The sequence below is a fragment of the Streptomyces griseobrunneus genome (assembly GCF_046713465.1).
GTDB lineage: Bacteria > Actinomycetota > Actinomycetes > Streptomycetales > Streptomycetaceae > Streptomyces > Streptomyces microflavus.
This window is the reverse complement of the sequence record NZ_CP177080.1, coordinates 5,859,642-5,879,659: the sequence shown is the minus strand read 5'-3', so window position 1 is coordinate 5,879,659 and position 20,018 is coordinate 5,859,642. Positions and strand designations below refer to the sequence as shown.

The window sequence follows — 20,018 nt, the reverse complement described above, 5'->3', positions numbered from 1 at the left end:
GCGGCTGTCGGACGGTTCGCCGCCAGATCCGGAGTGGAGAGGTGCCCATGCGCTGCCCCCATCTGCCCGACGGGTTCGACTTCACCGACCCCGACCTCCTGCAAGCCCGGGTACCGCACCCGGAGTTCGCCCTGATGCGGCAGACCGCACCGGTCTGGTGGTGCACCCAGCCCACCAACATCTCCGGCTTCGGCGACGAGGGGTACTGGGCCGTCACCCGTCACGCGGACGTCAAGTACGTTTCCACGCATCCCGAGTTGTTCTCCTCGAACACCAACACCGCGGTGATCCGCTTCAACGAGACGATCAGCCGCGACCAGATCGAGGTCCAGAAACTCATCATGCTCAACATGGACCCGCCGGAACACACCCGGGTCCGCCAGATCGTCCAGCGCGGCTTCACCCCGCGCGCGGTGCGCTCGCTGGAGCAGACCCTGCGGGCGCGGGCCCGCTCCATCGTGGAGACCGCCCACGCCTCGGCCGGTGCCGACGGCTCCTTCGACTTCGTCAACAACATCGCGGTGGAGCTGCCGCTCCAGGCGATCGCCGAACTCATCGGCGTACCGCAGGAGGACCGCTCGAAGATCTTCGACTGGTCCAACAAGATGGCCGCGTACGACGATCCCGAGTACGCGATCACCGAGGAGGTCGGAGCCGAGGCGGCCATGGAGATCGTGGCGTACTCGATGAACCTGGCGGCGGCCCGCAAGGAGTGCCCGGCCCAGGACATCGTGAGCCAGTTGGTCGCGGCGGAGGGTGAAGGGAACCTGTCCTCCGACGAGTTCGGGTTCTTCGTCATCCTGCTCGCGGTGGCCGGCAACGAGACCACCCGGAACGCGATCAGCCACGGCATGCACGCCTTCCTCACCCACCCCGAGCAGTGGGAGCTCTACAAGCGGGAGCGCCCGAAGACCACGGCCGAGGAGATCGTGCGCTGGGCGACACCGGTCGTCGCCTTCCAGCGGACCGCCACCCAGGATCTGGAGCTGGGCGGTCAGCGGATCAGGAAGGGCGAGCGCGTCGGGCTGTTCTACTCCTCGGCCAACAACGACCCCGAGGTCTTCGACGCCCCGGAAGCCTTCGACATCACCCGCGACCCCAACCCGCACCTCGGCTTCGGGGGCGGCGGGCCGCACTTCTGCCTCGGCAAGTCGCTGGCCGTGATGGAGATCGACCTGATCTTCAACGCCATCGCCGATGTGCTGCCCGATCTGCGGCTGCTGGAGGCCCCCCGGCGGCTGCGCTCGGCCTGGCTGAACGGCATCAAGCAGCTTCAGGTGAGTGCGTCCCCGGACTCCTGACGCCGGGCCGGCTTCAGGTGAGTGCGTCCTCGGACTCCTGACGCCGGGCCGCCCGGGTGGCTCCTGGCTCCGGCCGCCCGGGTTCCGCCGGCTGCTTCTCCTCCGTCACCAGCTTCCGCGGTCCGGACAGCAGATACGTCAGCCCGAAGCCCAGCGAGACGACCAGCGCACCGCCCACCGCGTCCAGCACCCAGTGGTTGGCGGTCGCCACGATCGCCGCGATCGTGAAGAGCGGGTGGAGCAGGCCGAGCGCCTTCATCCACATCCTCGGGGCGAGCATCACGATCACCACCCCGCACCACAGCGACCAGCCGAAGTGCAGCGACGGCATCGCCGCGTACTGGTTGGTGACGGTGGTCAGCGTGCCGTAGTCGGGCTTCGCGAAGTCCTGCACCCCGTGGACGGTGTCGATGAAGCCGAGGCCCGGCATGAGGCGGGGCGGGGCCAGCGGGTAGAGCCAGAACCCGACGAGCGCCAGCAGGGTGGCGAAGCCGATGGAGGTGCGGGCCCAGCGGTAGTCGGCGGGGCTGCGCGCGTAGAGCACACCGAGGATCGTCAGCGGGACGATGAAGTGGAAGGTCGAGTAGTAGTAGTCGAAGAACTCCCGCAGCCAGGTGATCTGCACGACCGTGTGGTTGACCCAGAGCTCGATGTCGATGTGCAGCCACTGCTCGATGGCGTGGATCTGCCGGCCGTGCTCCTCGGCGAGCGGGCGGCCCGCGGTGGCGGCGAGGCGGACCTGTGCGTACGCGGAGTAGACGACCCGGATGAGCAGGAGTTCCAGCAGCAGGTTGGGGCGGTGGAGCACCCGGCGCCAGAACGGCATCAGCGGCACGCGTCCGAAGCGGGCGGCGACCGGTCTCGCGTGGTCGGTGGGGATCGGCCGCTGCCAGTACGGCGAGGTGCGCAGCAGGAACGGGGCGAAGCAGGCCGCGCCGAGCGCCGCGAGGAGCAGCACGTTGTCCCGTACGGGGATGACCAGGCCGACGTTCGGGAGCAGCATCTTGGCGGGGAGCGTGATGACGAGCACCACGACGGCGGGCCAGACCAGCCGGTCGGAGGCGCGTTTGCCGACCTTGCCGACGACGGCCAGGAGCACCCACAGCAGCTGGTGCTGCCAGGCGGTCGGCGAGACGGCCACGACGACGCAGCCGGTCACGGCCACCGCGAGGAGCAGCTGCCCGTCCTGGGCGTAGCGGACCGCGCGGCGCACGCCGATGACGGTGACCGCGGCGGCGAGGACGAGGAACAGGGCGATCTCCGCGGGCCCCTCGAAGCCGAGCCGGAGCAGGGCGCCGTGGAGGGACTGGTTGGCCAGGCTGTCCGGCCGCTCACCGAGCCCGGCGCCCGCGACATGGTGCACCCAGTACGTCCATGAGTCCTTCGGCACCGCGGCCCAGGCGGCGGCCGTGCAGACGGCGAAGGCAGCACCGGCGGTCACCGAGGCCCGCCGCTTCCCGGTCAGCAAGAGCAGCGCCGCGAAGAGCAGGAGCGTCGGCTGCAGGGCGGCCGCGAGGCCGACGAGGACGCCCTGCAACCGGTGTTCCCGGACGACGAAGCAGGCCAGCAGCACCAGCAGGACCGGCAGGATGCTGGTCTGGCCGAGGTGGAGGGTGTTGCGGACCGGCAGCGACAGCATGAGCAGCGTGATGGCGACGGGCACCGCGAGCAGCGCCGTACGCCGGCCGACCGGCGCGGGCAGGGCGCGCGCGACGACGACGCCGAGGGCGGCCACCAGGAGCAGGGACCCGAAGGTCCACGCGATACCGAGGGAGGCCTCGGCCGAAGCGGTCAGGGGCTTCAGCACCAGACCGGCGAAGGGCGTCCCGGTGAACCGGCCGCTGTCGTACAGCGAGCCCGTCACGTGCAGGACGCCGTTCTCCCCGATCCAGGTCTCCAGATCGGTGAGCCGTTCACCGGGCGGCTGCCGCAGCACCACCGCCATCTGCCGTACCGCCAGCACGGCCACGACCAGCCAGAGCAGGGCCCGGGTCAGCCCGGTCCTCGTCTCCGCGTCCGCCACCGCGTCACCGCGCACACTGTGATCCGCATTTGTCACGCTGCGCCGACCCTCCCACCGATCCATGCCCCGCCCCTTCGACTCGGGGCAGTGCCGGATGAAGCCTCGCATTGCCCTACGAGGTAGACACAATCAACCCCCTCTTTGCCTGACTGTCATCACGCTTTTGTCCGGAAGAATGTTTGCCCGGTGCCGGGCCGATACCGGGCGGGTGCTCGGCCGGTGCTTGCCCGGTGCTTGCCCGGAAGGACGATCGGGTGGTTGCGGCGGCCGCAGGGAGGCTTCAGGCCGGGTCGGCCGGGGTGTCCGCCTGCCAGGCCGCGAACAGCGGGACATCGCTGTGGGCGGGCAGCACGACGACGCCGAACGGGCGGTCGAAGGCGAGGTGCAGGAGCCTCTGCGGCGGCGGGGCCGCGCTCCCTGCCCGCATGGCGACCACCGTCACGGCCGCGGCCTCCACCCCCTCCTCGGCGACCTTCAGCACGGCCTCCTGGACCACGTCGGAGATGGCGAGCGGCTCGGGCGAGAGGCCGGAGAAGTCCGCCGCGTCGGAGGTGGCCAGCCGGATCCCGAGCGCGGGCAGCTGCCCGGTGACGGCCACGCGCGTACGCAGGGTGAGGCGCGGCAGCGCGATGGTCACCCGGTCCGCCGCCGGCGGGGCACCCGCCGCCCGGTCCGCCCACCCGGCGGGCAGCACCCGGCCGGCGCCCGCGCCCGGCTCCCCCAGGACGAACCTGACCCGGGCCCCGCCGCCGCCCGGCCCTCCGGTACCGCCCGGCCCTCCGGTGCAGCGCAGTTCGACGACGTACGTGCCGTCCACGACCCGGACATCGGCGAGGGGCACGTCCTTGGCCATGGTCGGCACCGGGCGGGTCGCCCCGGACTCGTCGGTGAACGGGAGGTCCCGGGTCCGCCAGGCATCGAACGGCTTCTCCCAGCGGGCCTTCAGCGCCAGGACGTTGACCAGGGCGAGCAGGGTCCCGTCGGTGATCTCCAGGGGCAGCCGCCCGATCAGCCCGCCGGTGGCCTCCCGTACCCAGGCGTCGGCCGCCGCCGGGTCCATCGCGTCGAAGCGGACGTCCGGCAGGGACTCGCGGTACGCGTCGGTCACCGGCACCCGGCTCCACACCCGGGTCGCCACCCCCAGCGCCCCGGTCAGCGCCAGCTCACGGGCCGCCGCCGTCACGACGGACGCCGCCTCCCGGTCCGCCGTACCGAGCAGCGCCCGCAGCTCCCGGGCGGTCCCGCCGCGCGCCCCGGCGGCCACGGCGGCGAGCGCCAGCCACAGCCCGGCGGGCGAGCAGACGAAGCTGCCGCCCTCCGCCGGCTTCCCGGTCGCCAGGGCGTCCCGTATCCACCGGTCGGCGAGGTGCTGGACGGCCCGGGCCCGCGCGGCGGAGCCGGTGTCGGCGTGGGAATCGGCTTCGGTGGTCGGTCCGTTCACTGGTGCCCCCTGCACATAAATCACGTCGTCCTTCGGCCGTGAAGGAGCAAGAATGCCCCACGTGAACTGGACCGTGACCCACGAACGATTCGACTCCCCCGACGCCACGGCTCTGCGTCGCGACTACTACGACGAGGTCGCGAGCCGCTACTGGCAGCGGCCCGCCACCGCCGCGGAGCTGGCCGAGGGCCTCGCCGACGACGGTGCCGGCCTGCTGCTGCCGCCGACCGGCCAGTTCGTCGTCGGCCGCCACGAGGGCAGGGCCGCGAGCTGTGCCGGGCTGGTGCTGACGGAGGAGACCGTGCCGGGTACGGCGGAGCTGACGCGGGTGTACGTACGGCCGGAGTTCCGGGGGACGGGCGGGGGCGGGTTGCTGCTGGCCGCGATCGAGGAGGAGGCGCGGGCGCTCGGGGTGCGGCTGCTCCGGCTGGACACCCGCAACGACCTGGTCGAGGCGCGTGGGCTGTACGCGAAGCACGGCTACGGGGAGGTGCCGGCCTTCCACCGGCGCAACCCGTACGCGGAGGTCTGGTTCGCGAAGGAGCTGTGAGGGGCTCCCGGGGCTCCCCGGCGCGGGGGCTCCGTCAGGCCGTGTGTGGTCAGGCCGTGTGTGGTCAGGCCCTGTGGTCACGTCAGACCAGCCGGTCCCGCCAGGCCGTGTAGTGCCGTGTATTCCCGTCAGGCCGTGTGGTCCGGGCGGCCACGGTCCGGGTGGTCGATGTCGTGGTGACGGTCCGCCGCGTGGTCGCGGGGCGGAGCCGGCGCGTGCGGGCGCTCCTTGCTCGAACCGCTGACCTCGGCGGTCAGCTCGGCGACGAGCTTGACCAGGTCGGTGGGGCGCTCGGGCCCCCACCAGTCGCCCAGCAGTTCCGCGAGGGAGTCCTCCCGGGCCTGGGAGAGCTTCACGACGGCTTCGGCCCCCGCATCGGTCAGGATCATCTGGAGCCCCTCGCGGCGGGCCAGTCCACGCCCTTCCACCTGCCGGGCCGCGTCGGTGATCACCCGCAGCGATACGGGGGTGACCTCGGCGAGCCGGGCGGGCTCGACGGTGCCGTGCCGCCTGATCCGCAGCAGCAGCCAGCTGGCCGCGGGCAGCAGGTCGTACCCGGCGCGCGCGGTGATCTTCTCGTAGATCTCCCGGCGCCCCTCCCGGGTGGCGAGCACCGACAGGGCGCGGGCGCACTCGTCGTACGAGGAGCGCTCCACCGGGTTGGAGGCGAGCGTCTGGCTGGTGTCGGGGGCGGTGACCGAGCCCCGGAGCTTGTCCTCCCTGAGGAACCAGGCCAGTACGAAGGCGACGAGGACGACGGGGGCCGCGTACAGGAACACGTCCGTGATGGAGGTGGAGTACGCGCTGAGGATCGAGGGACGCAGGTCGGCGGGGAGCATCTGGATGGACCGGGGGTCGGCCGCCAGCCGGTCGGCGTCGACGCCCGGCGGCAGGGACCGGCCCGCGAGCGCGCTGTCGAGCTGGCCGGTGAGCCGGTTGGTGAAGACGGTGCCGAAGATGGCCACGCCGAAGGAGGCGCCGATGGAGCGGAAGAACGTCGCGCCGGAGGTGGCGACGCCCAGGTCCTGGTAGGAGACCGCGTTCTGCACGACGAGGACGAGGACCTGCATGACGAGGCCGAGCCCGGCGCCGAAGACGAAGAAGGACGCGCTCATCTGCCAGGTCGAGCTGGACTCGTCCAGCCGGTGGAGGAGCAGGAGGCCGGCGGCGGTGAGTGCGGTGCCCGCGAGGGGGAAGACCTTCCAGCGGCCGGTGCGGCTGACGATCTGGCCGGAGCCGGTCGAGGTGAGCAGCATGCCGATGACCATCGGGAGCATGTGAACACCGGACATGGTCGGCGTGATGTCGTGGACCACCTGGAGGAAGGTGGGGAGGTAGGTCATCGCGCCGAACATCGCGAAGCCGACGATGAAGCTGATCACGGCGACGAGGCTGAAGGTCCTGACCCGGAAGAGTTTCAGCGGCAGCACCGGTTCCACCGCCCGCCGCTCGACTGCGACGAACGCGATCAGCAGGACGACGGCGAGCACCGCGAGCGCGATGATCTGCACCGATCCCCAGTCCCAGGTCGTGCCGCCGAGCGAGGCGACGAGGATCAGACAGGTGGCGACGGAGGCGATGAGGAAGGTGCCGAGGTAGTCGATGGTGTGCTTCTCGCGGTGGACCGGGATGTGCAGCACGGCCGCGATGACGAGCAGCGCGACGACGCCGATCGGCAGGTTGATGTAGAACACCCAGCGCCAGCTGAGCTGTTCGGTGAAGAATCCGCCGAGGAGCGGTCCGAGGACGCTCGTCACTCCGAAGACGGCACCGAACAGGCCCTGGTACTTGCCGCGTTCGCGCGGTGTGACGATGTCGCCGACGATCGCCATCGAGAGCACCATGAGCCCGCCGCCGCCGAGCCCCTGGACGGCACGGAAGCCGATGAGCTGGGGCATGTTCTGGGCGACCCCGCAGAGGGCCGAGCCGATCAGGAAGATGATGATCGCGGCCTGGAACAGCTTCTTGCGGCCGTACTGGTCGCCGAGCTTTCCCCAGAGCGGTGTCGCCGCCGTCGCCGCCAGCAGGTAGGCGGTGACCACCCACGAGAGGTGGTCCAGGCCGCCGAGCTCGCTGACGATCGTCGGCAGCGCCGTGGAGACGATGGTCTGATCGAGTGCCGCGAGCAGCATGCCGAGGAGCAGCGCGCCGATCGCCACCAGGACGGTCCGGTGGGACTGCCCTTCGCCGGGGGCCATGGGCTGCGGGCTCAGCTGCTGGGCCATGGGCATCTCCTCGATCCGCTGATCCACTACACCCCCATCCTGGACGTTCTGCCCCCTTATGGCCTGCCGAGCGCTGTTTGATGGCCTGCCGGGCGCCGATGGGGCGTTGGGCTTCGCCGGAGCGGGCTGCATAATCGCAGGCAGTTCAAGGGGAGGGGACCCACGATGACCGGACACGCATGCCCGGAGTGCGGTAGACGGACGGCAGGCGAGCCCGGCACGGAGCACCGGGTGCCCTGCCGGTGCGGTACGGATACGGGCGCGACCCGGCTCATGGGGGATGAGCTGCGGGCGGCCCGGTCGGCGGAGATGGCCGCGGCGGAGGACTTCGACCCGCTGCGGATCAGGCCGTACGTGACGCTGGGGGACGGTGCGGCGCCTGAGGGCGGCGGTGCTTCTGGCGCGGCGGGGTCCGGTGGGGCTGGGTCTGGTGCGGCGGGCTCCGGTGGGCCGGTGCAGGACGCTTCGGGTGACGCGGCCACCACCATGCCGCTGCACCTGGTCGGCGGCGGCCCGGGACCGGGCACGGATTCCCGTACGAGCATGGGTACGGGTACCGGCTCGGGCGCGGCCCTGGGCGCGAGCGCGTACCCGGCGGCCGACGAGAGCAGGCGGCGCACCGCCGCGATGGGCGCGGGCCCCGGCTTCGGCGCGGGGCCGGCCTTCGGGACGGCCCCCGGCGCCCCCGACCCCGTGCAGCCGCGCCGCAGGCGCCCCTTCGCGGTCCTGGCCGTGGGGGCGGCGGTGGCCGCGGTGGTCGGCACGGCGGCCTTCGCCGGAGGGCTCTTCGACCGGGACGGGAGCCAGGACGAGGCGCTGCCGGAGGCGACCACGAGCGTCCCGGACGTCGAGGAAGGGTCGGCGGCCTCCGTCGCGCCGCCCCCCTCCCCCTCGGCCGCTCCGTCCCGTACGAGGTCGGCCTCGCCCACCCCGTCGGCATCCGCCTCGCCGTCCGCCTCCGCCTCGCCCTCGCAGAGCGCCACCCCGAGCCCGACCGCCTCCGCCCCGGCGGCACCGGCCCCCGGCACCACGTCCGCACCGCCGAGCGGGAGCCCGGCCCCGCCGTCCGACGGCCCGCCCGCGGAGCTGGCCCCTTCCTCGCTGCGGCGCGGCGACCAGGGTCCGCAGGTGGTCGTGTTGCAGAACCGGCTCCAGGAGGTGTGGCTCTACCACGGCGATGCGGACGGGAACTTCAACGACCGGGTGGAGAACGCCGTGCGGATCTACCAGTCGTACAAGGCGATCCAGGGTGACCCGGTCGGCGCGTACGGACCGAACACCCGGCGCGCGCTGGAGGCGGAGACGACCGGGCAGGGGCGCGACTGACCGGCCGCACAGGGACCCCGGGCAGGGGCGGACCTGCGGGATTGGCTTTCCGGCCCAGGTTTTTGTATCTTCGTGGAACAAAGTGGCTCCCGCCCGCACTCCCTGACCGGCGGGCGGGCGCCGCTCTGTACCGCACCACCATCCCCCGCGCTCTGGAGCAAGCCGATGTCGGCCACCGTCCTCACCGCACGTGCCCTCCTGCTGGACATGGACGGCACCCTCGTGAACTCCGACGCGGTAGTCGAGCGCTGCTGGCGCCGGTGGGCCCTCAAGCACGGACTGGACCCCGAGGCCGCACTCAAGGTGGTCCACGGACGCCAGGGGTACGCCACGATGGCCGTCCTGCTTCCGGACCGCCCGGTCGAGGAGAACTACGCGGACAACCGCGTGATGCTCGCCGAGGAGACCGCCGATGTCGACGGCGTGGTGCCGGTCGGCGGCGCTCCCGCGTTCATGGCCGCGATCGCCGACCTCCCGCACGCTCTGGTGACCTCGGCCGACAGTGCTCTGGCGACGGCCCGGATGACGGCGGCCGCGCTGCCGATGCCCGCCGTCCGCGTCACCGCCGAGCAGGTCGGCGCCAGCAAGCCGGACCCGGAGGGCTTCCTCAAGGGTGCGGCGGAGCTGGGCTTCGGACCGGCGGACTGCATCGTGTTCGAGGACTCCGAGGCGGGCATCGCGGCGGGCCGGGCGGCCGGGATGCGGGTGGTGGGCGTCGGCCCGCGCGCCGCGGCCCTGTCGCCGGACGCCCATGTCGAGGACCTGACGCAGATCCGGGTGGAGTCGGCCGAGGACGGCACGATCCGCCTGCACATCAGCGCGGCCTGAAACCCCCGACACACCCCGCCCTGGCCCGCCCCACCCCCGGGCAGGGTCACTCCCGGTGCAGCCGCCCCCGCGCGACCAGTCCCAAAACGGTCGCGACGGCCACCACCTGCACCGCCATCAACGCCACCAGGACGAAGAGCTGCACGGCGCCCGCCTCCACCGGTGAGGCGCCGCCCAGCAGCATGCCCACGAACGCCCCCGGCAGCGTGACGAGCCCCACCGTCCTGGTCTGGTCGAGCCCCGGCAGCAGCGCGTCCGACGCGGCGGGCCGTACGATCTCCAGCCGGGCGTCCCGGTCGAGCATCCCGAGGGCCATTCCCGCCTCCACCTCCCCGTAACGGGTGGTGAGTTCGTCCAGGGCCCGCCGCCCGCCCAGGACGGTCGCGGTGAGCGCCCCTCCGATGAGGATGCCCGCCACCGGGATGAGCGCCAGGCCCCGGACCGGCACGAGCCCGGTGACCAGCAGCAGCCCGACCACCGGGAGCGCCCCGGCCGCGATCGGCACGGCCGCCCACCACCAGGTGCTGTTGCGGGTGATGCGCCGCCCCGCCGTCCAGGCCGCCACGGCGAACATCAGCGCCACGAAGCCGAGCAGCGGGGCCAGATACCGGGCCACCCAGCCGATCAGCAGGGATACCACGGCGAGTTGGACCGCGGCCCGCACCCCGGCCACCAGGATCTCGCGCGAGCGGCCGAGCCCGGCGCGCGCGGCGACGGCGGCCGCGAAGGCCAGCAGGACGGCGAGGACGGCCCCGAGGGCCGGTGAGACGGGAAGCAGCACGCGGCAACGATAGGACCGGCCGGCACCGTCTCCGGACACCGACGGCGCCGCATCCCTTCCGCGCGCCCTTCGACTCCCGCCGCCCGCCCGGCGGTTGATTCACTCCCCCGCACCCGTCACACCCCTTGATGTGACGTGCACATGTCGTCACGCTGTTACCTGGTGCCCATCCCCAAGAAACCTGGCACCGCCACGCTGGCCGGGCTCCACATGCCGCCCGCCCACGCACCCCCCACCTCAAGGGAGTTCGCATGTTCGGTGTCTACGCGCGTCGCTCAGCCGTCGTCGCTGCATCCGCCGCCCTCGCCGCCACCTCCGTACTGCTGACCGCCCCGACCGCGCAGGCCGCCCTCCCCACCCCGGTCAGCGCGGCGACCGCACGCACCTACCTCGGCCAGCTCACCGTCGGCGCCGAGGGCTCGTCCAGCGGGTACAGCCGCGACAAGTTCCCGCACTGGATCACCCAGTCGGGTGCCTGCAACACCCGTGAAGTGGTCCTCAAGCGCGACGGTACGAACGTCCAGCAGGACGCCTCCTGCGCCGCCGTCAGCGGCAGCTGGTACTCGCAGTACGACGGCGCCACCTGGAGCGCCGCGTCCGATGTCGACATCGACCACATGGTCCCGCTCGCCGAGGCCTGGCGCTCCGGTGCCAGCAGCTGGACCAACGCCCAACGGCAGTCCTTCGCCAACGACCTGACCCGCCCCCAGCTCATCGCGGTCACCGACAACGTCAACCAGGCCAAGGGCGACAAGGACCCGGCCAAGTGGATGCCGCCGCGCACGGCGTACACGTGCACCTATGTCCGCGCGTGGGTGCACGTGAAGCACCAGTACAACCTGAGCGTGGACGCGGCCGAGAAGAGCGCACTGCAGTCGGCGCTGAGCGGCTGCTGACCGCCGGAACCTGTGCACCCTCCCCCTTCGTTATGTACGTTACGGAGCCTCATCCGCGACGTCTGACGCGAGGAGGCAACACATGGCCGGGCTGCGTCTGGGACCACTGCTGCGGTACGTGGACTGGGAGAGCGGGTCCACCGCGACCGTCTGGGTCGAGGCGAGCCGTCCGTGCACCGTGGAGGTCCGGTGCACGGACGGCGCCTCGGGCGCCTCACCGACCTTCGCGGTGGCCGGGCATCACTACGCGCTGGTGGTCGTGGAGGGGCTGACGCCCGGCACCACCACGGCGTACGAGGTGCTGATCGAGGACCGGCGCGTCTGGCCGCCCGAGGACACCCGCCTTCCTCCGAGCACCATCACCACACCCCCGGTGGCGGGGGCGGACGGGGCGGCGGCCGCGACGGACGGGCCCGGCGTCAGGATCTCGTTCGGCTCGTGCCGCTGGGCCGCGTCCCCCGGCGGCGGGCACGACCCCGTGGGCCCGGACGCCCTGGTGACCCTGGCCGCCCGCCTCGCCGCCGACCCGGCCGCCGAACGCCCCGACGTACTCCTCCTGCTCGGCGACCAGGTCTACGCGGACGAGACGTCGGAGGCGACGCGGCGTCGGCTGGCGGCCCGGCGCGATCTGCGCGAGCCGCCGGGCGCGGAGGTGGCGGACTTCGAGGAGTACACCTGCCTGTACGACGAATCGTGGCGCGACCCCGAGGTGCGCTGGCTGCTCTCCACCGTGCCGAGCTGCATGATCTTCGACGATCATGACGTGATCGACGACTGGAACACCAGCGCCGCCTGGCAGGAGGAGATCCGCGCCACACCCTGGTGGCACGAGCGGATCGTCAGCGGGCTGATGTCGTACTGGGTCTACCAGCACCTGGGCAACCTCTCCCCCGCCGAACTGGCGGCCGATCCCCTGTACGCCACCGTCACGGCCTCCCCCGACGGCACCGAGGCGCTGCGCCGCTTCGCCGCCGAGACCGATGCGGATCCCGCCCGGACCCGCTGGAGCTACCAGCGCATTTTCGGCCGAGTGCAATTGCTGATGGTGGACACCCGGGCGGCCCGCGTCCTGGACGAGGAGCGGCGGGCGATGCTGGACGACGACGAGGCCCGCTGGCTGCGGGAGAGGGTGCTGGAGAACCCCGCCGCGTACGACCACCTCCTGATCGGCAGTTCGCTGCCGTGGCTGCTGCCCCCGCTCGTCCACGACGCCGAGACCTGGAACGCGGCCCTGTGCGCGGGCGCCCGCGGCGGGCGCTGGGCGCGTTTCGGGGAGAAGCTGCGCCGGGCGGCCGACCTGGAGCACTGGGCCGCGTTCCCCGATTCCTTCGGCCGTTTCACGGAGCTGCTCCGCCGGGCGGGGAGCGGGCCGGACGCCCCGGCGACGGTATGTGTGCTGTCCGGGGACGTGCACCACGCCTACATCGCCGAGCCGCACTGGCCCGCCGCCACCCCCGGCGGCGCTCCGGACGCCCACGTCCTCCAGCTGACGTGCTCGCCCGTGCACAACTCGGTCCCCCGGTCGATCCGGCTGGGGTTCCGGTTCGGCTGGAGCCGGGTCGGCCGGCGTATCGGTCGGCTGCTGACCCGCCACGGCCGTACGGAGCCCTCGCCGGTCACCTGGAGCAGGGCGGGCGGCCCCTGGTTCGGCAACCAGATCATGACGCTGACCCTGCGTGGCCGGAACTCTGTGCTGACATTGGTCCAGGCCAAGTCCGTCGCTGGAGGCAACCAGCTGGTGAGCGTTCTTGAGCGTTCACTCACCAAGGAGCCGTAGTCGATTTTCAGCCACCCGACAGAATGTTGAACTTGCAAGTACTAGTGAGGTTTCCCTAACCTGAGGCGCTCAGTCGGTTCACGTCCCCACCCAGACCGAAGGAGCCCACCCCCCATGCTCATCCGCCTGAACGGGGCCCAGCCCTATGCGCTCGGCCTCTTCCGCTTCATCATCGGCCTGATCTTCGCCATCCACGGCGCCTCCACCCTCTTCGGCCTGTTCGGCGGCCGCGAGGCGGAGGCCGGAGCCTGGCCGGGCTGGTACGCCGCCCTGATCCAGCTGGTCTGCGGCACCCTGGTCGCCCTCGGCCTCGGCACCCGGGTCGCCGCCTTCCTCGCCTCCGGCTCGATGGCCTACGCGTACTTCAAGGTCCACCAGCCCGAGGCGCTCATGCCGGTGGGCAACGGCGGCGAGGCCTCGGCCCTCTTCTGCTGGGCGTTCCTGCTGCTGGTCTTCACCGGCCCGGGCGCCGTGGCCCTGGACCGGTTCTTCGGGGCGCGCACCACGCGGGTCGCCGCCGAGGAGCCCCGGCGCGAGCCGGCCACGCCCGTCTCGGTCTGACGCCCCGGTACTCCGGGAACCCGGCACACCCCCACCGGCGCCGACCCGGTGGCCGGGCCCCGGACGGTACGGTGCCCCGCCCGACGCGACTGTCGCGTCGGGCGGGGCACCGCCGTACTCCCGTCCTCACGCCCAGGGTGCGGGGCGAGCGCCCCGGGGCACGGGCCGAGCACCCAGGGCACGGGCCGTTCCTCCGGGTCGCGGGCCGGGCGCCTAGGGCGCGAACGGCACCGTGAAGCAGGCCACCCGCTTCCCCGCGCCGCCCTGCGCGTCGTGAACGATCACCGACCGGGCGCCGCCCTCCCTGAACCCCCAGTCGTGCCGGGCCTCCGCCTCGCCGCCCCCGTTCCCGTCGGTGCGGAAGTCCAGCCACACCTCGTTGACCGGGTCCGCGGTGGCCGAGGTGCGGTGCTGGTAGTGCGGCCCCGCCGACACGGGGTCGGCTCCACAGGGCGAGGTGTGCACGTGCATCCCGTACGCACGGTTCGGGACGAGGCCGCGCAGCCGGGTGCCGACACGGGTGGCGGACCGGTCGGCGTACTGCGTGACCTCGATCCGCGCGGCGGCCGGCACCAGGCCGGTGTCGTACGTGAGGGCGTCGGACGGGACGAAGGAGCCGGGCGGGGAGAAGACCCCGTCGGCCCGCATCCAGAACCCGCCGCTCCGCGAGGCACCACCGACCAGCCCGGCCTCCCCGGCCCCACTGGCCTTCCCTGAACCGTTCGCCGCCCCCGCCCCGCCCGCCTTGCCGTCGCCGCTCGCCTTCCCGGTCCCGCTCGTCTCCCCGCTCCCGCCGGCCTTCCCTGCGCTGTGGGCCGCGTGCCCTCCGGCGTCCGGAGCGGGCGCCCCGTCCGTGCCGTCCGCCGCGCCATGGGCGATGGAGACACCGCCGGCGAGCATCACCAGGGCCACCGCGCCGACCAGCGCCCGCCTCCGTACCGTCCCCGGCACCCGTGACGTCCGCCCCGACTCCGCCCCTGCGGCCCCTACAGCCCCTGCTGCTGACCCATCCACCTGTGCCGTCATGTGCTGCTGCTCCTCGCTCGTGCCGGTCGCCTTCGCCTCCCTAACGCGCGTACCGCCCACGAGGTGTACGTGACCCGCACAACATCACCCGCCCCTGAGCGATCTGCGCGGAGCTCTCACGCGTACGCTGTACAGCTGAACATGCCGCCCATGCCGCTCCCCTGCGACGTCGCGGCGTTGACACGAACGGGGAGTAGACGGGTGCTTGAGAGTCTGGGCGCACTGACCAGCAGCCCATGGATCTACGTGGTGGTCGCCGCTTCGGTGCTCCTGGACGTCTTTCTCCCTCTGCTGCCCAGCGGGGTTCTCGTGATCACCGCCGCCACCGCGGCCGCCGCGGGCTCGACCGGCGTCAACGGTTCGGGGGACGCGACCGGTGAGGTGCCCTCGCTCGTCGTGCTCATCCTCTGCGCGGCCACCGCCTCGGTGCTCGGTGACCTCGTCGCGTACCGCCTCGCCTGGCGCGGGGGCGACCGGCTGGACCGGGCGATCGCGCGCTCACGCCGCCTCACCAAGGCGCAGGAACGTCTCGGCGCGGCGCTGAGCCGGGGCGGCGGGGCGCTCGTCGTCATCGCCCGGTTCGCGCCCGCCGGCCGCTCGGTGGTCTCCCTCGGAGCGGGCGCCGCCCACCGCAGGGTGCGGGACTTCCTGCCGTGGTCGGCCCTGGCGGGCCTGGCCTGGGCGGGCTACAGCGTGGGGCTCGGCTACTTCGGCGGCCGGTGGCTCGGTTCGACCTGGTTCGGGACGGCCGTCTCGGTGCTCGCCCTGTTCGTGGCGGGCGCGCTGGCCGCGTTCGTCGTGAAGCGCCCGGCCGCAGCCCGGGCCGGGACGGCGGAGGCGCACCAGGACTCCTCCGGACCGGCGGCAGCCGTATCCGCCGGGGCCACCGCCGTCCAGGCAGTCCAGGGCCTCGTCCCCGGCACCCTGCCCGGCCAGGCGGGCGGTCCCGCCCCGGCCACCTCACCGGCTCCGGTCTCCCCCTGAGCGTCCCCCAGCTGCGGATTCAGCCCTCGACGGTGCTCCGGGCGCCGGAGCCCCGTATCTCCAGGCCGTCCAGGAGCGTCATCGTGGCTGCGGTGATCTCCTCGACGGCACGGTCGAACACCTCCCGGTTGTGCACGGCGGGCGCACGGAAGCCGGACACCTTGCGCACGTACTGAAGGGCTGCGGCCCGCATGTCCTCCTCGGTGGCCTCTTCGGGGAGGGCGGGCGGTCGAAGGGTCTTGATGCTGCGGCACATGACTCCAGTGTGGACCGCACCACTGACAACTGCCCGGCACCGGCCCACGGTACGTTCACTCGTCCCGCCCACGCGCATCCCGCCCACGCGACCGGCGCTCAATCCCCGTCCCGCTCGACGGCGGGGATCTCGTAACTCCCGTCGAGAACGGCGGCCCCCGGTGTGTAGAGCCGCAGCAGGGGCCGGAAGTCCCCGGCGGGCGCGGGAAGCCAGTTCGCCGCCCGCGCGGGGTCGGCGGGCCGTTCCCGGGAGAGGTACAGGGTGAGTGAGCCGTCGTCCGCGTGGACGAGGCCTGGCGTACGGTCCCCGATCGAGTACCGGCCGGCCGGGTTGTCGACGAGGTAGTAGTCCGGCGTGTTGTACATGGTCACCGACCAGAACGACTCGACGGGCGGCGGCTCCGGGAAGCGCAGCACGTAGGAGTGCGCCCCGTTCAGCTGCCGGCCCTCGCTGTCCTGGAAGGTCTGGGCGTACACCGCCTCGTAGCCGTGGTTCCCCCACAGCCCGACGCGGGCAGCCACGGCCCGGGCCAGGTAGGAGGCCTCCCGGTCGGCTATCCGCCACTCCGGCGAGTCGATCGTGCCCACGCCGAAGTGGTCCAGGTTGTAGTCGAAGAGGTGCGGGTTCGTGTTCCAGCTCCCCGGCCTCGCGCCCCCGCCCGTCCCGGCGCGGCTGACCCCCTCGACCCGGGCCCGCCCCCGTTCCAGCCCCTTCGTCAGCGCCCCGACGAGAGCCTGGTCCGCGGCGGCGTACGGCGAGGGCCCCTCCTCCAGCAGCCCCAGCGGCTGAAAGCGGTCCTGGTAGGCCTGATCGGCCGGGGACGGCGGGAAGTCGGCCATCCACACCCGCAGCTCCTCGAAGAAGCACAGCTCCTCCGGTACGCCGGGCTCGGGCATGGGCAGCCCGGTGCGGTGGGGCCGGCCGTCGAGCGGGGTGAGGGTGAGCTGCTCCTGGAGCGCCCGGACGCGCGGCAGGTCGCCGGGGCCGTCGCAGGCGTTGCGCCCTGCGACGGTGACCACGGCGGTGGGTGCGTCGATCACGCCGCGTACGCCGTCGGGGACGCTGCCGGACCAGCCGGGCGGCACGATCAGCCACTCACCCTCGCCGGTGCCGGTGGCGCGCCGGCCGACGTACGCGAAGTTGTTCGTCCAGGCGTCGACGAACTGGAGCACGTAGTACGCGCCGCCGGTGTCGGGGACGTGGAGACGCAGCGGCCCGCCGGACAGATCGAGCTGCGCGATCGAGTAGACGGTGTCGTTGTTGACGGAGACGAACTCCGTCCGGTGGTCGGCGAGGTGCTCGGAGTGGGCGAACCGGTTGAACGGGGCGGCCGCCAGCGCCCCGAACCCGTCATGGAGCGAGGTCCCCACCATGGAGAGGTCGTAGACCAGGGGGTATCCGTAGATGTACGCCTCGGCGGCGAGGTCCACGAGGTCCGCAAGCTCCACGCGGTCCGCGTCGTTGCTTTCTGCCACGTCAGAACGCCCGCTTGGAGTGGTCGGTGCACAGGGCCCAGATGATGAAGACGTCGATGGCGATGGTGACGACGGCCCAGATCGGCGTGTACGGGAGCCACATGAAGTTGGCGATGAGGTTCAGGGAGACGAGGGCGATGCCCACGGCCCGGGCCCAGGTCGCGCCCTTGAGGATGCCCCAGCCGACGAAGATCAGGACCACGCCGAGGATGAGGTGGATCCAGCCCCACGTGGTGACGTTGAACTTGAAGACGTAGTCGTTGACCGCCGCGTACACGTCGTTGGTGGCGATCCCGGCGACGCCCTTGATCACTCCGAGGACACCGTCGACGAGGAGCAGGAAACCGGCGAACAGCGTTCCGCCGCCGGCCCAGGCGCTGCCGGAGTCGTTGCCGGAGGAGGATGCGGCGGGGCGGGAGGTGCCGGGCGTCGGTGCGGTGGGCTGGGACATGGGGACTCCTTGGCCGGTACAGGCGCGGGCGCCTGCTGTCCTGACCTGCGCTGATGGTGCGTGCAGATCAGCTTCGACGTTCCTCGCGGCCGCCCCGGCCAGCCACCTGGACGCACCCGTTCGGGTGACGGCTCACGGAGCGCTGACGGAGACGATGTGCCCCTGGGCGTCCACGGTGAGGGCCACCCGCTCGACCCGGTTGACCAGCGCCAAGCCCGCCCACACGATCCCCCGGAGCAGGCAGGAGAAGACGGTGAGGATGGCGTGCAGGACATGGTTCACGGGCTGCCCGCGCACCAGCACCGCCTGGCTCCCGGACCGCGACTCCACCCGCCACCCGCTCGCGATCCGCCGGCTGACGACCCAGTCGAGGATCAGCACGCGCTGCGCGGCATCGGGCGGCTCGCCCCCAGGCGGTGTACTAGCCGGGCGGCGGCTCGATGGAGACCTCTTCCGATGCCGTACGGCGACGCTTCGGGCGGTTCACAGGCTCACGACCGGACGCTTCGGGCGCTTCGGGCGCTTGCACAGGCTCACGACCGGACGCTTCGGGCGCATCACGTGCTCACGCCCAGGTGTCGAGGTCGCCGCCGCGCCATTCGATCAGCCCCGGCCGGTCCAGCTCGACGACCTCGTCCGGCCCAGGCGCGAACCCGGCGGCCCGCAACAACGCGGCCACTTCGCCCCGCCCGTGCGCCAGCCCCACGATCTGCCCGTGCACGGTGACCCGCCGCCCTCCGGTCGCGGAGGGCGGATAGACGATCACAGGCGGATGTGCGGCCATGTCTCCACGGTGCCTTGGGGGATCGCGGAGCGCATCCCGGGAGAAGGCCGGCCGGGATCCGGGGCCCCCGGGCGGCGGGAGCCATGTCAACGCCCCCGGTCGGTAGGCGGAGGCGCACAGCGCACTCCCCCCTACCGGCCGAGCAGCAACGCCTCCGAGCCCACCGGCCGGAACCCGGCGGCCTGGAACGCCCTGATGCTGCGCGCGTTGCCCGCGGCCTGCTGCGACCAGAGGGGTTCGCCGTCGGGCACCAGATGGCGGGCGGCGGTGGCCAGGGCCCGCCCGAGACCCCGGTGCCGGGCGTCCTCGTCCAGCTCGACGGCCACTTCCCAGCGGCCCGCCACACCCCGTCCGAGGACCAGCACCCCACCGTCGACGGCCCACACACGCACCCCGTCACGGCGTCGGCGCGCGCTCACCACGCGGGGGTGGACGGGGTCGGTGATCTCCCGCAGCTCCGGCGGAGGATCGCCGGGCAGAGCGGGCGCGACAGTGAGGAGGTCGATCGTGTCGGTGGTCCGGCCGGTCCGCTCCAGGAACGCGTGCAGGAAGCGCGGGTGCATCGTGGCGGCCAGCGCGTCGCACTCCAGGGAGTCCAGGGTGGCGTGGACCCACGCGGGGTCCTCGTCGGTGAACACCACCGAGTGCGCGGTGAAGGCGATCACCCCGCTGTCCCGCCCGCTCGGCGCGGCCACCACGGTGGTACTTCCGTCGGCCGCCGGGAACCGGCCGTACGCGGCCCCGTCCAAGATCTCCGCAAGGGTCTGCCCCATCGGCTGTGCCTCTCCCCGTTCGCCGTTCCCGCCCGACTGCGCCCGCAGGACGCCGGCACGCTGGACACGGGCCCGCCCGACACACTCAACACCGGTCCGACCCGCACGCTCATCATCGGTCCGACCCGCACACTCAACGCCGACGCTCCGCGCTCCCGCCGGCACAGCCGACGCAGGTGGTAGCCGCCGGACGCACTTCCAGCCGGGCCGCCGGAATGGACTCGCCACACTCCTCGCAGCGCCCGTAGTCGCCGGCCTCCAGCCGCTCCACGGCCAGGTCGAGCTCGGCCAGGTGCTCCCGTGCCTGGGCCAGGAGGGCGGCGACATGTGCCCGCTCGAAGGCAGTGCTCGCCCCCTCGGGGTCGTGCTCGTCGTCGACGGCCACCAGGGCGTTCGCCTCGACGATGGCGTCGAAGTCACGGCTCAAGGCCGCCATCCGCTCGCTCGTGTCGGCGTGTTCCGCCACGAGCCGCCTCCGTACCGCTTCGCGCTCGTGCGGAACGTACGGGTCACCACGGATGTCATCGGTCACTCACTGCACAACGCGGGGCCGGGAGCCC

The 20,018-nt window shown here is 72.7% G+C and carries 20 protein-coding genes; 8 read left to right on the top strand and 12 right to left on the bottom strand.

The window, feature by feature from the left end:
• Positions 1-47: 47 nt before the first annotated feature.
• On the top strand, positions 48-1,301 hold the full coding sequence (locus ACK8N7_RS26780; protein WP_500444364.1) for a cytochrome P450: 1,254 nt from the start codon (positions 48-50) through the stop codon (positions 1,299-1,301).
• Positions 1,302-1,314: 13 nt separating this feature from the next.
• Here the strand turns inward: ACK8N7_RS26780 and ACK8N7_RS26775 are convergent, their stop codons facing one another.
• On the bottom strand, positions 1,315-3,387 hold the full coding sequence (locus ACK8N7_RS26775; protein WP_500444363.1) for a bifunctional glycosyltransferase 87/phosphatase PAP2 family protein: 2,073 nt from the start codon (positions 3,385-3,387) through the stop codon (positions 1,315-1,317).
• A gap of 217 nt (positions 3,388-3,604) precedes the next feature.
• Positions 3,605-4,765, bottom strand: a complete 1,161-nt coding sequence (locus ACK8N7_RS26770; protein WP_403208514.1) for a serpin family protein — start codon at positions 4,763-4,765, stop codon at positions 3,605-3,607.
• A 52-nt stretch (positions 4,766-4,817) separates the two neighbouring features.
• On the opposite strand from ACK8N7_RS26770, the gene ACK8N7_RS26765 reads away from it, so the two are divergent.
• Complete coding sequence (locus ACK8N7_RS26765; RefSeq protein ID WP_403208512.1) at positions 4,818-5,315, top strand: GNAT family N-acetyltransferase; 498 nt, start codon at positions 4,818-4,820, stop codon at positions 5,313-5,315.
• 128 nt (positions 5,316-5,443) lie between these two features.
• Here ACK8N7_RS26765 and ACK8N7_RS26760 read toward each other — a convergent pair whose 3' ends face one another.
• Complete coding sequence (locus ACK8N7_RS26760; protein WP_500444362.1) at positions 5,444-7,540, bottom strand: MDR family MFS transporter; 2,097 nt, start codon at positions 7,538-7,540, stop codon at positions 5,444-5,446.
• 165 nt (positions 7,541-7,705) lie between these two features.
• Between ACK8N7_RS26760 and ACK8N7_RS26755 the strand changes: the two genes are divergently transcribed.
• Together ACK8N7_RS26755 and ACK8N7_RS26750 are read left to right on the top strand one after the other, a co-directional pair.
• Entirely contained in the window at positions 7,706-8,866 is a 1,161-nt protein-coding gene (locus tag ACK8N7_RS26755) for a peptidoglycan-binding domain-containing protein (protein WP_500444361.1), read from the top strand.
• Between the two features lie 165 nt (positions 8,867-9,031).
• Positions 9,032-9,694 (top strand): HAD-IA family hydrolase, encoded by a 663-nt coding sequence (locus ACK8N7_RS26750; protein ID WP_403208506.1) that lies wholly within the window; start codon positions 9,032-9,034, stop codon positions 9,692-9,694.
• A 46-nt stretch (positions 9,695-9,740) separates the two neighbouring features.
• Here the strand turns inward: ACK8N7_RS26750 and ACK8N7_RS26745 are convergent, their stop codons facing one another.
• Positions 9,741-10,475 carry an ABC transporter permease gene (locus ACK8N7_RS26745; RefSeq protein ID WP_403208504.1) on the bottom strand — a complete coding sequence of 245 codons (735 nt, stop codon included), beginning with the start codon at positions 10,473-10,475 and terminating at the stop codon, positions 9,741-9,743.
• Positions 10,476-10,726: 251 nt separating this feature from the next.
• Between ACK8N7_RS26745 and ACK8N7_RS26740 the strand changes: the two genes are divergently transcribed.
• The 3 genes from ACK8N7_RS26740 to ACK8N7_RS26730 all read left to right on the top strand — a co-directional run bounded on the left by ACK8N7_RS26740 (position 10,727) and on the right by ACK8N7_RS26730 (position 13,709).
• Positions 10,727-11,371, top strand: coding sequence for an HNH endonuclease family protein (locus ACK8N7_RS26740; protein ID WP_403208502.1), 645 nt, complete (start codon positions 10,727-10,729; stop codon positions 11,369-11,371).
• Between the two features lie 82 nt (positions 11,372-11,453).
• Positions 11,454-13,148 (top strand): alkaline phosphatase D family protein, encoded by a 1,695-nt coding sequence (locus ACK8N7_RS26735; RefSeq protein WP_403208500.1) that lies wholly within the window; start codon positions 11,454-11,456, stop codon positions 13,146-13,148.
• Positions 13,149-13,262: 114 nt separating this feature from the next.
• Positions 13,263-13,709 carry a DoxX family protein gene (locus tag ACK8N7_RS26730; protein ID WP_403208498.1) on the top strand — a complete coding sequence of 149 codons (447 nt, stop codon included), beginning with the start codon at positions 13,263-13,265 and terminating at the stop codon, positions 13,707-13,709.
• A 213-nt stretch (positions 13,710-13,922) separates the two neighbouring features.
• On the opposite strand, the gene ACK8N7_RS26725 is transcribed toward ACK8N7_RS26730, so the two are convergent.
• Positions 13,923-14,609, bottom strand: coding sequence for a superoxide dismutase family protein (locus ACK8N7_RS26725; protein ID WP_500445850.1), 687 nt, complete (start codon positions 14,607-14,609; stop codon positions 13,923-13,925).
• 327 nt (positions 14,610-14,936) lie between these two features.
• On the opposite strand from ACK8N7_RS26725, the gene ACK8N7_RS26720 reads away from it, so the two are divergent.
• Entirely contained in the window at positions 14,937-15,719 is a 783-nt protein-coding gene (locus ACK8N7_RS26720) for a DedA family protein (protein ID WP_403208494.1), read from the top strand.
• Positions 15,720-15,738: 19 nt separating this feature from the next.
• On the opposite strand, the gene ACK8N7_RS26715 is transcribed toward ACK8N7_RS26720, so the two are convergent.
• From ACK8N7_RS26715 to ACK8N7_RS26685, 7 genes are all read right to left on the bottom strand, one after another.
• Positions 15,739-15,975 (bottom strand): DUF2277 domain-containing protein, encoded by a 237-nt coding sequence (locus ACK8N7_RS26715; protein ID WP_403208492.1) that lies wholly within the window; start codon positions 15,973-15,975, stop codon positions 15,739-15,741.
• A gap of 98 nt (positions 15,976-16,073) precedes the next feature.
• Positions 16,074-17,450 (bottom strand): DUF1254 domain-containing protein, encoded by a 1,377-nt coding sequence (locus ACK8N7_RS26710; protein ID WP_403208490.1) that lies wholly within the window; start codon positions 17,448-17,450, stop codon positions 16,074-16,076.
• 1 nt (position 17,451) lies between these two features.
• Entirely contained in the window at positions 17,452-17,901 is a 450-nt protein-coding gene (locus tag ACK8N7_RS26705; RefSeq protein ID WP_403208488.1) for a DUF7144 family membrane protein, read from the bottom strand.
• Between the two features lie 132 nt (positions 17,902-18,033).
• Entirely contained in the window at positions 18,034-18,282 is a 249-nt protein-coding gene (locus ACK8N7_RS26700) for a DUF8108 domain-containing protein (RefSeq protein ID WP_403208486.1), read from the bottom strand.
• A 184-nt stretch (positions 18,283-18,466) separates the two neighbouring features.
• Entirely contained in the window at positions 18,467-18,685 is a 219-nt protein-coding gene (locus tag ACK8N7_RS26695; protein WP_403208484.1) for a hypothetical protein, read from the bottom strand.
• 131 nt (positions 18,686-18,816) lie between these two features.
• Entirely contained in the window at positions 18,817-19,458 is a 642-nt protein-coding gene (locus ACK8N7_RS26690; RefSeq protein WP_403208482.1) for a GNAT family N-acetyltransferase, read from the bottom strand.
• A 133-nt stretch (positions 19,459-19,591) separates the two neighbouring features.
• On the bottom strand, positions 19,592-19,924 hold the full coding sequence (locus ACK8N7_RS26685) for a TraR/DksA family transcriptional regulator (RefSeq protein ID WP_403208481.1): 333 nt from the start codon (positions 19,922-19,924) through the stop codon (positions 19,592-19,594).
• Positions 19,925-20,018 lie beyond the last annotated feature (94 nt).